This is a genomic window from Orenia sp., assembly GCF_055140805.1.
The window spans coordinates 11796-28301 of the sequence record NZ_JBSQYM010000043.1 but is presented as its reverse complement, the minus strand read 5'-3'; the positions used below and the strand labels follow the sequence as shown (position 1 = coordinate 28301).

General features: G+C 32.2%; 13 protein-coding genes. 11 read left to right on the top strand and 2 right to left on the bottom strand.

Annotated elements, in window-relative coordinates; translation table 11 throughout:
- Positions 1–410: 410 nt before the first annotated feature.
- The 3 genes from ACTCDL_RS06235 to ACTCDL_RS06225 all read left to right on the top strand — a co-directional run bounded on the left by ACTCDL_RS06235 (position 411) and on the right by ACTCDL_RS06225 (position 3877).
- A complete protein-coding gene (locus tag ACTCDL_RS06235) occupies positions 411–713 on the top strand; it encodes a Dabb family protein (protein ID WP_463175089.1) in 303 nt (100 codons plus the stop codon).
- Between the two features lie 140 nt (positions 714–853).
- On the top strand, positions 854–2032 hold the full coding sequence (locus ACTCDL_RS06230; RefSeq protein ID WP_463175088.1) for a radical SAM protein: 1179 nt from the start codon (positions 854–856) through the stop codon (positions 2030–2032).
- A gap of 81 nt (positions 2033–2113) precedes the next feature.
- Entirely contained in the window at positions 2114–3877 is a 1764-nt protein-coding gene (locus tag ACTCDL_RS06225; protein ID WP_463175086.1) for a S41 family peptidase, read from the top strand.
- An 897-nt stretch (positions 3878–4774) separates the two neighbouring features.
- On the opposite strand, the gene ACTCDL_RS06220 is transcribed toward ACTCDL_RS06225, so the two are convergent.
- Positions 4775–5923: an RNA-guided endonuclease InsQ/TnpB family protein gene (locus ACTCDL_RS06220; protein WP_463175084.1), complete on the bottom strand. Its 1149-nt coding sequence runs from the start codon at positions 5921–5923 to the stop codon at positions 4775–4777.
- Between the two features lie 282 nt (positions 5924–6205).
- On the opposite strand from ACTCDL_RS06220, the gene ACTCDL_RS06215 reads away from it, so the two are divergent.
- Positions 6206–7018, top strand: coding sequence for a formate/nitrite transporter family protein (locus ACTCDL_RS06215; RefSeq protein WP_463175082.1), 813 nt, complete (start codon positions 6206–6208; stop codon positions 7016–7018).
- A 144-nt stretch (positions 7019–7162) separates the two neighbouring features.
- Here the strand turns inward: ACTCDL_RS06215 and ACTCDL_RS06210 are convergent, their stop codons facing one another.
- Positions 7163–8779 (bottom strand): methyl-accepting chemotaxis protein, encoded by a 1617-nt coding sequence (locus ACTCDL_RS06210; protein ID WP_463175081.1) that lies wholly within the window; start codon positions 8777–8779, stop codon positions 7163–7165.
- A 584-nt stretch (positions 8780–9363) separates the two neighbouring features.
- On the opposite strand from ACTCDL_RS06210, the gene ACTCDL_RS06205 reads away from it, so the two are divergent.
- From ACTCDL_RS06205 to ACTCDL_RS06175, 7 genes are all read left to right on the top strand, one after another.
- Positions 9364–10185, top strand: coding sequence for a Cof-type HAD-IIB family hydrolase (locus ACTCDL_RS06205; protein WP_463175078.1), 822 nt, complete (start codon positions 9364–9366; stop codon positions 10183–10185).
- Positions 10186–10987: 802 nt separating this feature from the next.
- On the top strand, positions 10988–12007 hold the full coding sequence (gene asrA, locus ACTCDL_RS06200) for an anaerobic sulfite reductase subunit AsrA (protein WP_463175077.1): 1020 nt from the start codon (positions 10988–10990) through the stop codon (positions 12005–12007).
- Positions 12000–12800, top strand: a complete 801-nt coding sequence (gene asrB, locus ACTCDL_RS06195; protein ID WP_463175075.1) for an anaerobic sulfite reductase subunit AsrB — start codon at positions 12000–12002, stop codon at positions 12798–12800. The genes asrA and asrB overlap by 8 nt, the downstream gene beginning before the upstream one ends.
- 15 nt (positions 12801–12815) lie before the next feature.
- Positions 12816–13820, top strand: a complete 1005-nt coding sequence (gene asrC / locus ACTCDL_RS06190) for a sulfite reductase subunit C (protein ID WP_463175074.1) — start codon at positions 12816–12818, stop codon at positions 13818–13820.
- A gap of 98 nt (positions 13821–13918) precedes the next feature.
- Positions 13919–14596, top strand: a complete 678-nt coding sequence (locus ACTCDL_RS06185) for a Crp/Fnr family transcriptional regulator (RefSeq protein WP_463175072.1) — start codon at positions 13919–13921, stop codon at positions 14594–14596.
- 110 nt (positions 14597–14706) lie between these two features.
- On the top strand, positions 14707–15348 hold the full coding sequence (locus tag ACTCDL_RS06180; RefSeq protein WP_463175071.1) for a hypothetical protein: 642 nt from the start codon (positions 14707–14709) through the stop codon (positions 15346–15348).
- Positions 15349–15854: 506 nt separating this feature from the next.
- Entirely contained in the window at positions 15855–16496 is a 642-nt protein-coding gene (locus ACTCDL_RS06175) for a hypothetical protein (protein ID WP_463175070.1), read from the top strand.
- Positions 16497–16506 lie beyond the last annotated feature (10 nt).

The following is a 16506-nucleotide window of genomic DNA, read 5'->3' as shown; positions in this document are numbered from 1 at the left end:
AAGAATAAATTAATAGTTTAGAATTTTCTTTGTTTTAAATTCGCTAGATTCGTTGCTAAATAAGTTGAATTATTGATTTTTAATTAATGAAATTATTTACTTCAATCTATATACTATAATTATTTATTACATTAGATAATTGATAAGTAGTAGAGGTTACTGGGAATATTGCGATACTTTCGTGTTGGGAATCAGGAATCTGGAACCAGTGTTTATAACTGATTCCAGATTCCCAAAAGTATCGCATTATCTATCCATTATATCAACTTCTATTTAACAATCACCGATAGTTAAACTAGCTATCTAATATTAAATTAAAGAGTATGCAGGTAATTAAGATGATTTCAAGAAATAATAATCAAATAATTAGTTAGATATACTAGATCAAGAAATAATAAGGAGGAGAATAAATGATTAAGCATATTGTAATGTGGACTCTTAAAGAAAAAGCAGAAGGAGCAAGTAAGCAAGAGAATATTGCAAAAATGAAAGCAATGTTAGAGGCTTTGGAGGATAAGGTAGAAGAGATTAAGGCTTTTGAAGTAGGAGTTAACTATAATGATTCTAAAGCAGCTTATGATCTACTTTTATACTCAGAATTTGAAGATAAGGATGCTTTGGCAAGATATCAAGTACATCCAGACCATGTCAAGGTAGCTGAATTTGTAAGAGCGGTAACTGAAGATAGAGCAGTAGTAGATTATCAGTTATAAAATTCAAAAGGTGATGAATCTCTAATCAAAGAATAATTATAAGGAAAAAGTTATTTTTTTATAAGGGCAAAGAATATTCTTTGCCCTTATAAAGTTTGACCATTAACTAATGAGTGAACTATTTTAACTAGGGGGAAGTTATGAGAATTAACAGGAATTATAAAAAATTAAAGTTAATCTCTAAAAATACTAAACTCGTCCATATTTATTTCCCTAGTAAGTATGGTTTTTCTCCATATCAAGCCTGTCAGCATGGCTGTAAATACTGTGATGGACGAGCTGAAAAGTACTATGTAGAAGGAGATTTTGAAAGGGATATAGTTATTAGAGAGAATCTTCCTCAATTACTACAAGAACAGCTACCAAAGCTTAGAGAAAGGGGGACAATATCCATCTCTTCAGGTGTTAGTGACCCTTATCAACCTGTGGAAGCTAAGGAGAGAATTATGCCTCAAATAGCAGAGATTTTAACTACTTATAATCATTCAGTCTCCATTATGACTAAATCCTCTTTAATTTTGAGAGACATTGACTTATGGGAGCAGCTACATCAAAAGAGTGGGGTTACTTTGATGGTCTCGTTAACCTTTTTAGATGATAAGCTACGACAGATATTTGAGCCACAGGCCAGTAGTGTAAAGAAGAGATTAGAGACAATTAAGGTTTTTAAGGAAAGAGGAATTTATGTGGGAGTTTTAGCTATGCCCTTTATTCCCTATATCTCTGATAGTAGAGAGGGTTTATCGTCTCTAGCAGATAAATTAGCAGAACTAAAAGTCGATTTTGTCTTACCTGGTGGATTGACCTTAAGACCTGGCAGACAGAAAGATATCTTTATGAGTATAATTAAGGACAAATTTCCCCAATATTTAAATGCTTTTAAAAACCTCTACAAAGAGAATCGCCGATCTGGTTTAGCAATTAGCTCTTATAGAAATAGGTTAAACCGAGAGTTTAATCAAATATTCTCTAAGCTTCCTATGGCTGTTCCCCATTATTTATATCAAAATCAATTTCCTATCTATGATGAGCTGTATATTTTATTGGAGCATATGAAGGAATTATACTCTAAGCAGGGTATTAATACAATTAATCTAGAAGGGGCTTTACAAAGGTATACTAAGTGGCTATTAGCAGAAAAGAAGAATTTTAATCGGAGAAGAAATCTAAGAGATTTTGATTTAGAACAGAAGCTATTGTTTATGATACATAGTGGTGAGTTTGCTAAGATAACTAAAAATGATAAATTAATTAACTTTATCAAAGGAGTTATTCTTGAGCGAAGAACTTTTGATTATCTCAAATTAAAGTTGGATTGATATGAGAGTAGTATAGTTATAAAAAGGCATAGTGATTTAGGTTTAAAATAAGGGGTTTAAAGATAGATAGGAGAAAATTAAATGGAATCAGATTCAAATAATATTAATTTATTTTCAATTTTGAGTATAGCATTATTAATAATAATTACTTGTGGAATTAATGTAAAAGCTGCTGCTGACAATATAATTTGGAAAGAGTATGAGAATAATTACTATAAAATTAATTATCCAGCAGCTTGGAATAAAATTGAATATAGAAATAGAGTAACATTTATTAATGGTAAAGGGTTTCAATTTTATATTGAGATAGATCAAGAGATAAATTCACTAGATGAATTTCATAAAAAAGTCAACACAGAATTAAATTTTATTAAAACACAGGGTAAAATTGAAGAATTTAAAAAGATTATATTTCAAGGTGAGCCAGCTTATAAAGCAATAATTACTTTCAGTAAAAATAAGGTAGGTGGTATATATGTTTATAAGAAACAGACACGATTTGGTATTGGATTTAGAGCAAGCAATAATCAATACGATAGAAATCTTAAGATAGCTAAAAAAATGATAGATTCTTTTAAGTTTAAGAAATTTAAAGTTGTAACTTCTTTAAGCGAAGATTCTACAGTAGTTAAAGGGAGGAAATTGACTGCTCAACAAGCAATAGAGGATGTTAAGTATCTATATGATAGAATAACCCAGATTTATCCTAAAGCATATTATAATATAAATAAAGAACTAATTAGTAATAATTTTAATAAAATTATAGATAAATTACAAGGACAAGAAAAGTGGAGTAAATTAGAATTATATAAAATTGTTGCTAAGTTTATAGCTGTTTTTAGAGATGGACATACAAAGTTTTTTAGTGATGTGGTTTTCAAAAATTATGATAAATATTGCAAACAAGGAGGAAAAGTGTTTCCGTTATTAGTAGGAGTTAGAAAGGGGAGAATATTTGTAGTTTCTAATCTTAGTAAAAAAAATATTCCAGAGATAGGTTCTGAGATTTTAGCTATTAATGGAACTGATACATCTAAATTACTGAATAAGATGAGGAATAAAATTAGTTATACCGCAGAAGGTTGGGCTTATCAAATAATTGAGGATTTTTTTGCTATGAGATTATGGCTTGAATATGGTGGAGTAGACAGTTATTCAATTAAGTATAAGGCAAAGTCAGGTGACATTAAGTTAGTATCTTTATCTGGAATTTCACTTGATAAATATAGAGAAAGAAAAAAATTTCTTGAGAAACTTTTTGTAAGAAAAGATAAATTAAAATTATCTTATTTACAAAATAGTGTGGCTTTATTGACAGTTAGTACGTTCAGTCCTAATCATATTTCTACGTTAAATTTTAAAAGGAATATAGAAAAATATTTTAAAGAAATTAAGAAAAGAGAGTGTAAAGTATTGATTATTGATGTTCGTAATAATGGGGGAGGAGATAATTCCTTAGGAGCTTACTTACATACATTTATTGCTAAAAATATTAATACAAATAAATATCATTTTAAAGGTAAGGTTTATATCTTAATTGGGCGAAGACCCCTTTCGGCTGGCGTTGATTTTGTTAATATGGTTAAAGAAAATGGAAGTGGGATATTAGTCGGAGAAGAAACGGGAGATGCAGCTAATTGTATCGGAAATCCTATTAGGGATAAATTACCTAATTCGGGGCTAGAATTTCGTATTGCAAGTACTAGTTTTTATACGCCTACTGAATATAATAGTAAACGTGGAGTAATTCCAGATATTAAAGTTGATGTGGATTCAGTGAAAAAAGCGTATGGAGAGGATCAGGTATTGAATAAAGTTTTAGATATAATAAAGGTTCAACAATGAACTTTGTGATTAATTTGATTTTAATAAATAGATGAAAATCAAATCTTAAATTATAAAAAATGAGAAAAAGAATTCTCAGCCACGAATTAACACTAATTATAAACACGAATAAAGAACTAAAAAATTAATAAATTAGTAAATAAATTCTTTGAACTTATTCGTGTAGATTCGTAGGATTCGTGGCAAAAAATATTTTTTAAATGATTTTCACAAAAGTCGTGGAAGAGCCATAATAAATAGTAGAGATAGTAATTAGATTTAGAAAAAATTTTGGGTTTTCCATGAACTTTGTAGAAATGCATTATTTATTATTTTGCTTCAAGTCTTACAGACTTTTCGTTATTAATCCGCCACAGGTTTTAACCTGTGGCGCTAATCATAATCATGCATAGCTACGGGTTTTAACCCGTAGCTAACTAATAATAACTTAAATTCAACGCATTATACTTTTAATCACAAAGTTCATTGTTGAACCAAAAAAATATGTAGTATATTTTTTCAAGAGACTAAATTTGTTTGATTTCAGCTAACTTGACCTGCCTTATTGAAATTTCAATAAGGCAGGTCAAGTTTTTATTATATTATTGTGATATATCTCACAACAGATGATATATATATATGGTATGATAAGATTGTCAACTACTCCCACCAAATCATAAACAAGATTTGGAAGGAGCTTGCTAAGTGCTACTACTTATCAACCAATCTAGCGATTAGACGAATAGACTAGTATCCTTATCAATATAGCCTTAGATTGATAGTTTTATAATAAACTATCGTTAGGGGGTTGACGGATTGTGCTAAATCACTACTCCCTGTAGTTAAGAGGATACTCTAAGCACTTTCACAAGTATAGGCGATTTCTTTACCTCATGCTCTTAACTACCTATTTTGAGATTAAAATATAGATTCTAAGTGTCTAATTTCTATACCTTTATCTCTAATGTTTTGACTTGCTATATAATCATCATTAGCAGTATAACCACAAGCTAAACATTTAAAAATATGGTTCTTTTTATCCCTATTAAGTTTATAGGTATGACCGCATTTAGGGCATTTTTGAGAAGTATAAGCAGGGTCTATATAGATTACTCTAAGACCGACTTCTTTAGCTTTATATTCAATCAACTCTTGGAGTTGATTGAAAGCCCAAGACACCCGATAATAACGGTTTTTTCTTTTAACTTTACAGGACAGATTAATACCTGTTAAGTCCTCCATGACTATAATAGAGTTAAATTGCTTAGCATAATTGACTATATCTCTACTAACTTGATGATTAATGTCGGTCATAAATCTCATTTCACGTTGATTGATAGTATTCATTTTAGTATGTGCATTATGAGTGCCTTTTTGGGATAACTGTTTTCTCAAATGCTTATACTTAGCACGTATATCTTTAAGGTATCTACCTTTATAGAATTTAACGTACCCTTTACTATCAGTCAAAGTAGCTAAGAAATTTTGACCTAAATCTATACCAATTACATTATCATATAATTCTAGAGGTTGTTCTTCAATCTCTTTATTAACAGTAATGTGTGCAAAATATTTATTATCAAATTTACAAATTTCCATAGCACCAAATTTCCAATTATCATTAAGATACTTATGGAAATAGATAGGTACTTTGAAAGGAATCTTAATTCTCTTTTTAACGGTATTAATTGAGATTATCTTACCATCTTTTAGAAAAGAATAATCTCTACCATAGGAGTATAGAGCTTTAACATTGTCAAATTCAGTTAGAACAATATCTTTTTTCTTAGATTTATTGCTTTTTAAATTAGATTTTTGAGATTGATAAGTACCTGCGACAGTAGTACAGACATTAACCGCCATCTGTGCTTTGAGATTAAATTGTTCTCGAATATGATAATATACTATCTTTTGTAACTTTGCTTTACTGGATAATCCACCATTCTCAAAAGCAACTTGACTAGTATAATTTAGTCCTTTTTTAATAGAATCAAGAGTTTGCTCTAACCAATCTTTTTCAGTATCGTTAAGAAAAAGTTGTAATTTTATAGTTCTAACTAATTGCATAAGCTCATCTCCTGTATTCACGTTATATTTATATTATATCTTATTTACTGAAAAATATAAACTATTTTTAAATTTTGTATTGAACAAATTTAAAAATCAGTAATTCCTCCCCCACCAAATCAAAAATAAGATTTGGAAGGGGCATCCTTACTGAAACAGGTGAAAGTGAGAACAAGAACTAATTGATTTTTTATTAAGTATATGTAATTATAGAAGGTTAAAATTTTTATCTAACTAGTGTTAATTTTCACAAAGTGATTAAATAATAAGGGAGAGATGAAGATGTTTAAAGAGACAACTGATAAGGTGGCGATAGCTGCTAAGAAGAAAGTAGGATTTATGAATAGTAATTTAACACGATTCTTTGTATTATCTATGTTAGCAGGAGTCTTTGTAGGATTAGGAGTTATGTTAGTATTTTCAATTGGAGCACCATTGAAGGCAGCAGGATCTCCGATGGTTAAGACTATCATGGGGGCAAGCTTTGGAGTAGCTTTAACCTTAGTTATCTTTGCAGGTTCTGAATTATTTACAGGAAATAATATGTTTATGGCTATTGGTTGGCTATCTGGAGAGGTTACTTTTAAGAATATGATGAAATTATGGTTTTGGTGTTATTTAGGTAATTTAGTTGGTTCTATTGGAGTAGCATGGTTGTTCTTTAAGACTGGGTTGATTACTAAAGCCCCAACCTCTACATTGATTTTAGGAGCGACTGCAGGGAAGATGAATGCCCCAATCTCTGAACTCTTTTTTAGAGGGGTTTTATGTAATATATTAGTCTGTTTAGCAATCTGGATGGGCTTAAGAGCTAAAGATGATATCTCTAAATTGATTTTGATCTTTTGGTGTTTATTTGCCTTTATTGGTAGTGGTTTTGAACATAGTGTTGCTAATATGACAATTTTAGCAATGGGATTATTCATCCCAGGTCATTCTGAAACAATCACAGTTGCAGGATATTTACGAAACTTAATACCTGTAACCTTAGGAAATATTGTAGGAGGAGCATTATTAATTGGAGCAGTTTACTTCTATGTTTCAAACAGTTCTAAGAGTGTAAGTGCTGAACAAAAGGCTCAGAAAGTGGCTTAATTTAATATAAAAGAAGGCTTGCTTAAATTTAAGCAAGCCTTCTTTTATATTATTTCAAATTTCAAGTTTATAGAAAAATTTATCCGACACCTAAGTATCTCTAAAACTCCCACTGAAACTAAGAACTCACTTTATTCTTAAAGTCTAATACTTAAATTTCATTACCAGTTGCTGTAGGTTTTGTGCCATCTCAGCTAATTCTTGAGAGGACTTGCTTACCTCTTCAGACATAAGTCCAACATCGTTAGAAGCAGTTATCAACTTATCACTATTTTCTGCCACATTTTTGGTAGAAAGAGAGGTCTGTTCAATATTAACTACTGTTTCTTCAGTAGATTTATTGATCTCTGCAAAAACTTCACCTGTTTTTTCAGCGATTGCTTGCCCCTTCTTAACCTTAGTTGCTGCAAATTCAATAGATTCTAAACCATTTTGAGATTTGCTTTTAATTATTTTTACTAAGTTAGCGATCTCTTCAGTGGCATTAGTGGTCTCTTCAGATAATGCTCTTATCTCATCAGCTACTACAGCAAAACCTCGACCATGTTCTCCAGCTCTGGCTGCTTCTATAGCTGCATTTAGGGCTAGTAAGTTGGTCTGTTCAGCTATGTTGGTGATCAAATCTAAAATCCCACCAATCTCTTGGGAGGTATTATCTAAATCATTAATAATCGTAACTGTATTACTTACTGCAGAATTGATCTCTTCCATACTTTCTATAGTTGATTTGATATTATCACTACCAACTTCAGTCTGTCTAGCAGATTTTTTAGCAAAAGATGCTATTTCATCACTACTAGCTGAAATCTGTTGCATACTTGCTGATACATTTTCGATCAGCTCATTGGTCTCTTCTATACTTGCATTTCCCTCTTGGGCAGAAGCTGATAACTCTTGGCTATAAGCTGAGATATCCTCTATACTATTCATAATATTTATGATTAAATCACTTAATTTCTCAAGGGATTGGTTATAGCTTCTTGCTAAGTCTCCTAATTCATCTGCTCTATTGACTTTTAATTGATTACTTAAGTCACCAATAGCTAATTTATCAATTCCCTCTTCTTTGAACTTTTTAATAGAATTTGTAAGGGATTTACCAATCAAGTAAGAGATTATTATACATAATATTGATACCAATATTAATACAGCTAATATCTTTATATTTTGGGAATGTACCCTTTTGATATAATTGGATGCTTTAGTTGCCCCTAGCTGGTCGACTAATTCTCCTAATTGATTGACTTCTTCTCTAGTTTGATTAAAGCTCTTCATTATTGTATTTATTTCTGGTTTTTCTCCTCTGTTCTCATAGTTGTTAATTATTCTTTCACTTTCATCTTTCCAGTCTTTATAGTGTTTATCAAAGTTTGAAAATAATTCTTGAAAGTTTTTCTTTGTACTTTTATGAGCTATACTTTTGAGATCGATAGATTCTGTTAAGAGTTTTTCTGAACTGATAATTCTGTCCCAAACTTGCTGTGAATTTTCCAAATAATCCTCTTTTTTTAGCTGATATTGACTAGTGGTTGGATCTAATAAGAACATCTGTTCTAGGGCTAGTAGAGCTTGATAATAATCACGATCAGCATTTAAAATCTTTGAACTTGCTGTATTAGAAATATCTTTTAGTTCACTTACAATCTGCTGTGAACCTAGCATTGTCCATTGGGTAGAAGCAATACTTAAGACAAGTAAGATCAACATGGGTATAAAGACGATTAAGAACATCTTTGTTTTTATAGATTTTAATTTGAACATAAGAGCACCTCCTAATTGTTAATATTCGACAAAAAAATATGAGCACCTGCAAAATGCTATAAGAAGAAAATGGATTATATGGTGATTTTATAATATGATAAAAATCTAATTTTGCTATTAATTATAGATATCTAAGTCTAAAGTGAAATAAAAGATTAAAAGTCAAAAGCTAAAGATTAGCAGCGAATTAACACGAATTTCACGAATGAGATATTAACAGACTAAATTAAAGGTTTGAAAGCTTTTGATTTTAATTCGCATCAATTCGTGAGATTCAGCCCAGGACTACTTCTTCAGGAAGAGCACTTTCAGGATGCATTGCAAAAAATTATTTTAGCTTTTAGTATTAATTTCAATGGAGTATCAATGATGGTAGGTTTATTATCATAGAACAGATTACTATTTTAGGAGTGGATATACTCAGCTAAGATTAGATAATTATCAAAATAATTTGTCTGATTTTAGAGGGATTTATCTATTTTTATCTAATATTTATTAAGGGTAATTCAAAATTAAATTATAGCTCATCAATTGAGGATTCAAGAATATAAGAATTGTTAGATAGATTCAGAGAGGGGAAAATTATGGAGTATAAAATAGTTGCTATGGATATGGATGATACATTATTAACAGATGACCAGAAGATTTCAGAGAGGACTAAAGAGGCCATTATGGAGGCTCAAAAATCTGGTACTACTGTTGTGTTAGCTTCAGGTCGTCCTACTTATGCTATGAAAAAATTTGCTAAGGAGCTAGAACTTAAGAAGTATGGAGGCTATATCTTATCTTATAATGGTTCAATTGTAATCGATTGTGCTAAGGATGAGGTAATCTTTGAAAATTGTTTATCACAAGAATTGGCTTTAGAGTTAGATAAGATCAGTCAAGAGCATCAGGTCTTTTACCATACTTATATTGGTGATGATATCATAACTACTAAGAATAATAAGTATACAGAAATCGAATATGACTTAACTGGGATGGAGATTATTGAAGTTGATAATTTGGAAGAAAAGGTCACATCAAATCCTGTCAAGGCTCTAATGATGGAAGAGCCAGCTTATCTTAAAGAGGTAGAAGATCGACTTCGTCCACTTCTAGAATCAAAGGTTAGTTTATACCGTTCAAAGCCATTCTTCCTTGAATTTACTGCTAAAGGGGTTGATAAGGGGGCTATGCTAGGAAAATTAGCTAATCAATTAGGAATTAAACAAGACGAGGTGATTGCTATTGGTGATGGTTACAATGATTTGAGTATGATTCAGTATGCAGGGCTTGGTGTTGCTATGGAAAATGCTAATGATGATGTTAAGAAGGAAGCTAAGCACATTACTTTAAGTAACATGGAAGATGGAGTAGCTAAAGTAATTGAGGAGTTTATCTTTGCTAAAAGATCGATTGCTTAATGAGTAAAATTAATTAAAACAGTTTACTGTAGTTACAGTAAACTGTTTTTTTATTTTTTGTGTGGAGCTTGATATCAGCTTATGGGTATATTGCGATACTTTATCACTTTGAAAAAGTAATTCAAATTATTAAAAAACTCTTTCAGGAAAGCTTATCAGCTTTTTCCTGAGTTACTTTTGGCATTGCCCCAAAAGTAACCAAAAAGTCTAGAAAAAAATTAAACTCTCTCAGCAACCAATATCTATTGAAAATTAGAAATATAGTACTTCTAATTCAAAGGTTAGAATAGGATTGTTATTCATCTAAAATATTTGCTTCGTTCAAACACTAATTTTCTTCAATTTGAAAATCTTTAAAGTCTTTTAATTCTTAATTTTTAACTATAAAAGTGTCTAAATATCAATCTATTGTATCAGTTTTTCTATTAGTACAGGAGGGATATCAACAAGTGGGACAAATGATAACCATTATTATTTACTTCAAAAGTGAGATTAATCACAACATTAAAAGAGATGATATGATACTATGTAGTTGTGAAGGAAAGAACAATCTTTTTAAAGATGAGTTTAAATTTTTTTAAATATATAGTGCTTATTTTCACAAAATAAGGAAATAAACTTTGATATTATAAATTTTAGTGGTAGTGATGATTGATAAAGTACTTGCTAATGTGAGTTTTATCACAAATTTCAACTTAAAATTATGGTAGGATAAAGAATAAGTGTAAAGCTGTCGAGTGCTTAATGAATTAATTCACAATCGAGGTTGAGTTTGAAAAAATCAAAGGGTAGGTGAAAGCGTATGTCATACAGAGTAAAAAGAAGTGAATTTGATGATATTTTAAGTAAGCTGCAAGAGGACTATAAAATCTATGCCCCAACTAGAAAAAAAGATAAAGGAACCTTTTCAGATACTGATTTGGTACTTTATGATGAAGTAAGCTCTTTAGAGGAGATTGATTTCAATTCTAAAACAAAGTATTCTCCCAAAGAGATTGTATTTCCAATTACTCAGACCTTATTCTATTTCAATGGTGATAAGTATATCGAGGCTGAGGATAAGGGTGAGAAGGTATTGGTCTTTTTAAGACCTTGTGAAGTAAATGCCTTCAAGCGTTTAGATAAAATCTTTTTAGAGAATGGGCCACAAGAGGATATCTATTATAAGAGATTAAGAGAGAAGGTTAAATTCGTAGTAATGGAATGTACAGAAGGTTTCGACTCCTGTTTCTGTGTTTCAATGGGAACGAATAAGACCGATGATTATTCACTGTTTGTCAAAGTAACAGAAGATGAAGTCTTCTGTGATATTAAAGATGATGAATTAACAGATGTATTTGCTAATCAAGAGAGTACAGACTATACTCCAGAATTTATTCAAGAGAATAAGCAGCAGGTGGAAGTACCTGCATTGGAGGATATTACAACAGATTTATTCGATTCAGAGATTTGGAAGGAGTACAGTAAACGCTGTATCGGCTGTGGTCGCTGTAATACAGTCTGTCCAACCTGTAGCTGTTGGAGTATGCAGGATATCTCTTATCAAGATAATGAGAATATAGGTGAGCGAAGAAGAGTGTGGGCTGGATGCCATATCGATGGATATACAGAGATGGCTGGAGGTCATGACTTTAGAACAACCTATGGAGATAGAATGAGATTTAAGACCTTGCATAAGATCTATGACTTCCGTAAGAGATTTGACATTGATATGTGTGTAGGCTGTGGACGCTGTGAAGATGTCTGCCCTCAATATATCTCCTTTGTAGTAGCAATTAAGAAGTTAAACCAAGCTATTGAGGAGGGGAAGAATAATGGCTAAGAATCCGTATATACCAACAGCAGTAGAGATTATCAGTATTAGACCAGAAAGTGAAGTAGATTACACTTATCGGTTAGCAATAGATTTAGAGGTTGATAATGGGCAATTTGTGGAAGTATCTATTCCTAAGGTAGGAGAGTGTCCAATCTCAGTCAGTGACTTTGGTGATGATTATATCGACTTGACTATTCGCCATGTCGGTAAAGTAACCAATCAAATTGCTCATTTAGAGGTTGGAGATAAATTGGGAATTCGGGGGCCTTACGGAAATGGCTTTCCAATTGAAGAGTATCAAGGTAAGGATTTAGTAATTGCAGCAGGAGGAACTGGCTTGGCACCAGTTAAGAGCATTATTAATCATTTTTATAGAAATCCAGAAGAGATTAACTCATTAACCTTATTATTAGGCTTTAGAAATCCAGCTAATATCCTTTTTGCCGATGAGATTGCTAAATGGGAAGCAGCAGACCATATCGATGTAATCTTAACTGTTGATGAAGGTGATGAAGAGTGGGCTGGTAATGTAGGATTAGTAACTGACTTTGTTGAGCAGATTAATTTCACTGATTTAGCTAATAAAGAAGTGGTTATCGTTGGACCTCCAATTATGATGAAGTTCACTAGCTTAGAGTTTATGAAGCATAATATCAAGGAGGAACAAATCTGGGTATCCTTTGAGCGTAAAATGTCCTGTGGAATCGGCAAATGTGGTCACTGTAAGATGGATGATACTTATATCTGTGTCGAAGGACCAGTCTTTAACTATACAAAAGCTAAGAACTTGGTTGATTAAGGAGGGGGAGAAGAGATGTCATTAAATGTTAAGGAGTTTAAGAAGAATGCTTATCGGATTACCAAGGACAGAGGAGTTACTGCCTTAAGGGTTAGAGTACCAGGGGGGCATTTAGAGGCTAAATATCTAACGATTTTACAAGAGATTGCTGAAACCTATGGAGATGGAAACCTCCATATTACTACCCGTCAAGGCTTTGAGATTACAGGAATTCCCATGACCATGGTAGAGGAGGTAAATCAGAAGGTAGCACCCTTAATTGAGGGAATGGAAGCTGGCATTGGGGTAGATATCGGAAATCCAGAGGATGGTTATCCTGCTGCTGGAACCCGTAATGTATCAGCTTGTATCGGTAATAAGGTCTGCCGTTATGCCAAGTACGATACTACAAAGTTGGCTCAAAGAATAGAGAAGAATATCTTCCCGAATGATTATCATGTTAAGATTGCAGTCTCTGGATGTCAAAATGACTGTATCAAGGCACATATGCAGGATTTTGGTGTCTTAGGAATGGACTTACCTATCTATGATGCTTATCGCTGTATTAGCTGTGGAGCCTGTGTGAAGAACTGCCAAAAGCGAGCAACTAAAGCTTTAGAAGCTAAGAACTATAAGGTAGTTCGTGATGAGGATAAATGTATCGGCTGTGGAGAATGTATCGCTAAATGTCCTACCAATGCTTGGACTAGAGATACTAGCAAGAAGTATTATAAATTATTGATTATGGGGCGTACAGGAAAGAGAAATCCACGTTTAGCAATGCCTTTCTTAGAATGGTTAACAGAGGATGCTATCATCGATATCATTAATAAGACCTATGATTATGTAGATGAATATATTGACCGTAGCTTGCCTAAAGAGCATGTGGGATATATTGTAGATAGAACTGGTTTCCAAGTCTTTAAGGATTATGTCTTAGATGGAGTAGAGCTAAACCCTGAATGTAGAGTTGCTGAGCATATCGATTGGCCTGGATATAAGACCAATGTAAGTAATAACTTTAAAAAGGTAGGCAAATAGTTTAAAATAGGCTCAAGGGAAATTTACCCTTGGGCTTTTACTTTTTTTGTATCAGGAGATAATAAAGGGTAACAAAAAGGTGGAATAGGTGAAGTATAATGGATAAAATTAAAAGAATAATAGAAAAGTTTGACCAATTTAATGATCTAGATGAAAAGGTTATTTTAGCTATCGCTAAAAACTCTATCTTAAGACATTATCATCAAGGGGAGATAATCTTTTTTGATGGCGATGAAGTTGATTATCTCTATATTGTGGTGGAGGGTAAGGTTAAGATATCTAAATTTACTTCAAGTGGGAAGGAGAAGATAATACATATTCTAGAAGAGGGGGATATTATCAATGAAATTTCTTTAGATAGGCGCAAAAGCTCTATTACTGCAGAGATGTTAGAGGCTGGAGAGCTGATTTTGATTAGTATTGCGGATCTATTAAGAATAATGGAAGAGAACTTTACTTTAACTCTCCAGCTATTTAATTCATTGTCATTAAAATTAAGGCAGAGTTATCGTCAATTGAGAAATTTGGGATTAAAGAAGACAGGGCCTCGGATTGCTAGTAGGTTATGGAAGCTGGCTAGAGATTATGGCGAGAAGAATAGGCAGGGGATTAAGATTGATCTAAATTTGAGCCAAAGAGAGTTAGCTTTAATGATTGGTGCTAGTCGGGAGACGGTAAGCCGTTTTTTAAAGGAGTTAGAACGTGAGAATGTTATCAAAGTGGGGAATACTCAGATTACTATCTTAGATATAGAGAGATTAAGAGAGTGGACCTGATTATTTGAAATTATATTATTTGGAGCTTTAATATTTGCTTGTAATAAGAGAAATACTTATTTAAAAGGGAGGAGATTAAAATTAGTAAATTTCTCAAAAGGCACAAATTAATGATTGTTCTCTTTCTGTTACAGTTTTTATTAGGGTGTTCAGCAAATAATGTAGTAAAAGAGCAGAATAAAGGTGATAATCTTAAAAGTAGAGCTGATCAGCAGGCAGAAGTCGACTTGAGAGCTTATTTTCCTATCAGAGAGGGGATGCTTTATAAGTATCAAGGTGAAGGAAATGAATATGCTACCTTTAGCACTGAGACAAAGTTTATCAAAGATAATCTAATACAGGTTCACAAAAATAATGGCGGAACAGAGATAGCTTCTGTCTATCGAGTAGAGAAAGAAAAAGTGCTTCTTCTTCAGGAGAATCCAGAGTTTTATAGTGATACTAATCTATTAAAGGATGTAGATGATAAAGCTGATGCTAAAGAGGTTATCTTAAAATTACCTCTTAAGGTTGGAGAGAAATGGGATAATGCTAATAAGAGAAGGGAGATTGTAGCGATAGATGAACAGTTAACAACTCCGGCAGGTGACTTCTATGATGTAGTTAAAATTAAGGTTACTTCTATAGAAGAAGATAGAGATTTTGAGAGCTATGAATACTATGCTAAGAACATTGGACTGATTATGTTAGAGAGCAGAGGTGAGGAGTATCAAGTTACTTCTAAACTGAAAAGCTATGGCAGGTTAGAGTAGGTGATAATTATAAATTTTGTGGGTTTAATGGATATAGTGTGACACTTTTTACTTTGGAAAAGTAGACAAAATTATTAGGTTTCGCCTAATGGCGAGTTACCTTTTTCCTTGATGAAAAAGTAACCAAAAAATCAAGAAGAAAATTAAACTCACTTAGCAATCAATATCTATTAAAATTGATATATATAGTACTTCTAATTCAAAGATTATGCTGTAACTAAATTACTTGAGAATACTTGCTTCGTTCAAACAATAAGTTTCTTCACCTGCAAAGACTTTAACTGTCAACCGTACACTGAGATAAAAGTGTCGCAACATCTATATATATTGACATATTTCAATTTTACTTAAGAAGCAAAAAATCAGATAAAAACTTTAACAAATATCTAAAAAATATTCCAGTATGTGATATAAATCAAGGAACTAAGATTGTTATTCTGGCATAATAGGATTAACCAAGAGATGAGAAAGTTAAATTACTTAAATATATAAAAGGAGTGGGTTAAATGAGTTTAGTATTAGGACATATTCATTATTGGTTATATGACCAGATTAAGGTAGTTGAAGATAGAGAGGTTGAGTTGGTTGATGCTTTTAAAGAGAAGTATGGTCAAGATGTTGAGGGGATTGTGTCTAAGGTAAGAGCAGAATATGGAGAGTTAAAGGGTGATACACCATTAGAAGATTTGATCGGTGAGAGTCATATCCATCCTTGGTTAGAGGGAGCAATTAGCACAGCCCAAAGTAGAGAAGCAGCTCTAGTTAGAGAGTTGCAGGATAACTATGATGATCAAGAATTACTAGTAGATACTTACCGTCAAAATGGAGCAACTGTAGCACAAGAAGGATTAAAGGAGATTAAGAGCAATGACTTAAGGACAGCTTTTGAATTATTAAAGAATACTTTAGTAGAGAGAATGCCTTGTGATAGATTGTCTGCGGTAGTTAAAAGTGAAGAAGATATAATTGTATGGAGGCATGATATTAAGCTCCATATTGAATTCTGGAAGAAAGCAGAGGCACCAGTAGAGCTAATGCATAAGTTATATAGCAATTGGATAGAAAGCTTTATCACAACAGTTAATCCAGAGATTAAGCATGAAAGAAAGGTTTTAGAGGATCAGTATGAGGATATCTTTAGTATATAATGAGTGAGAT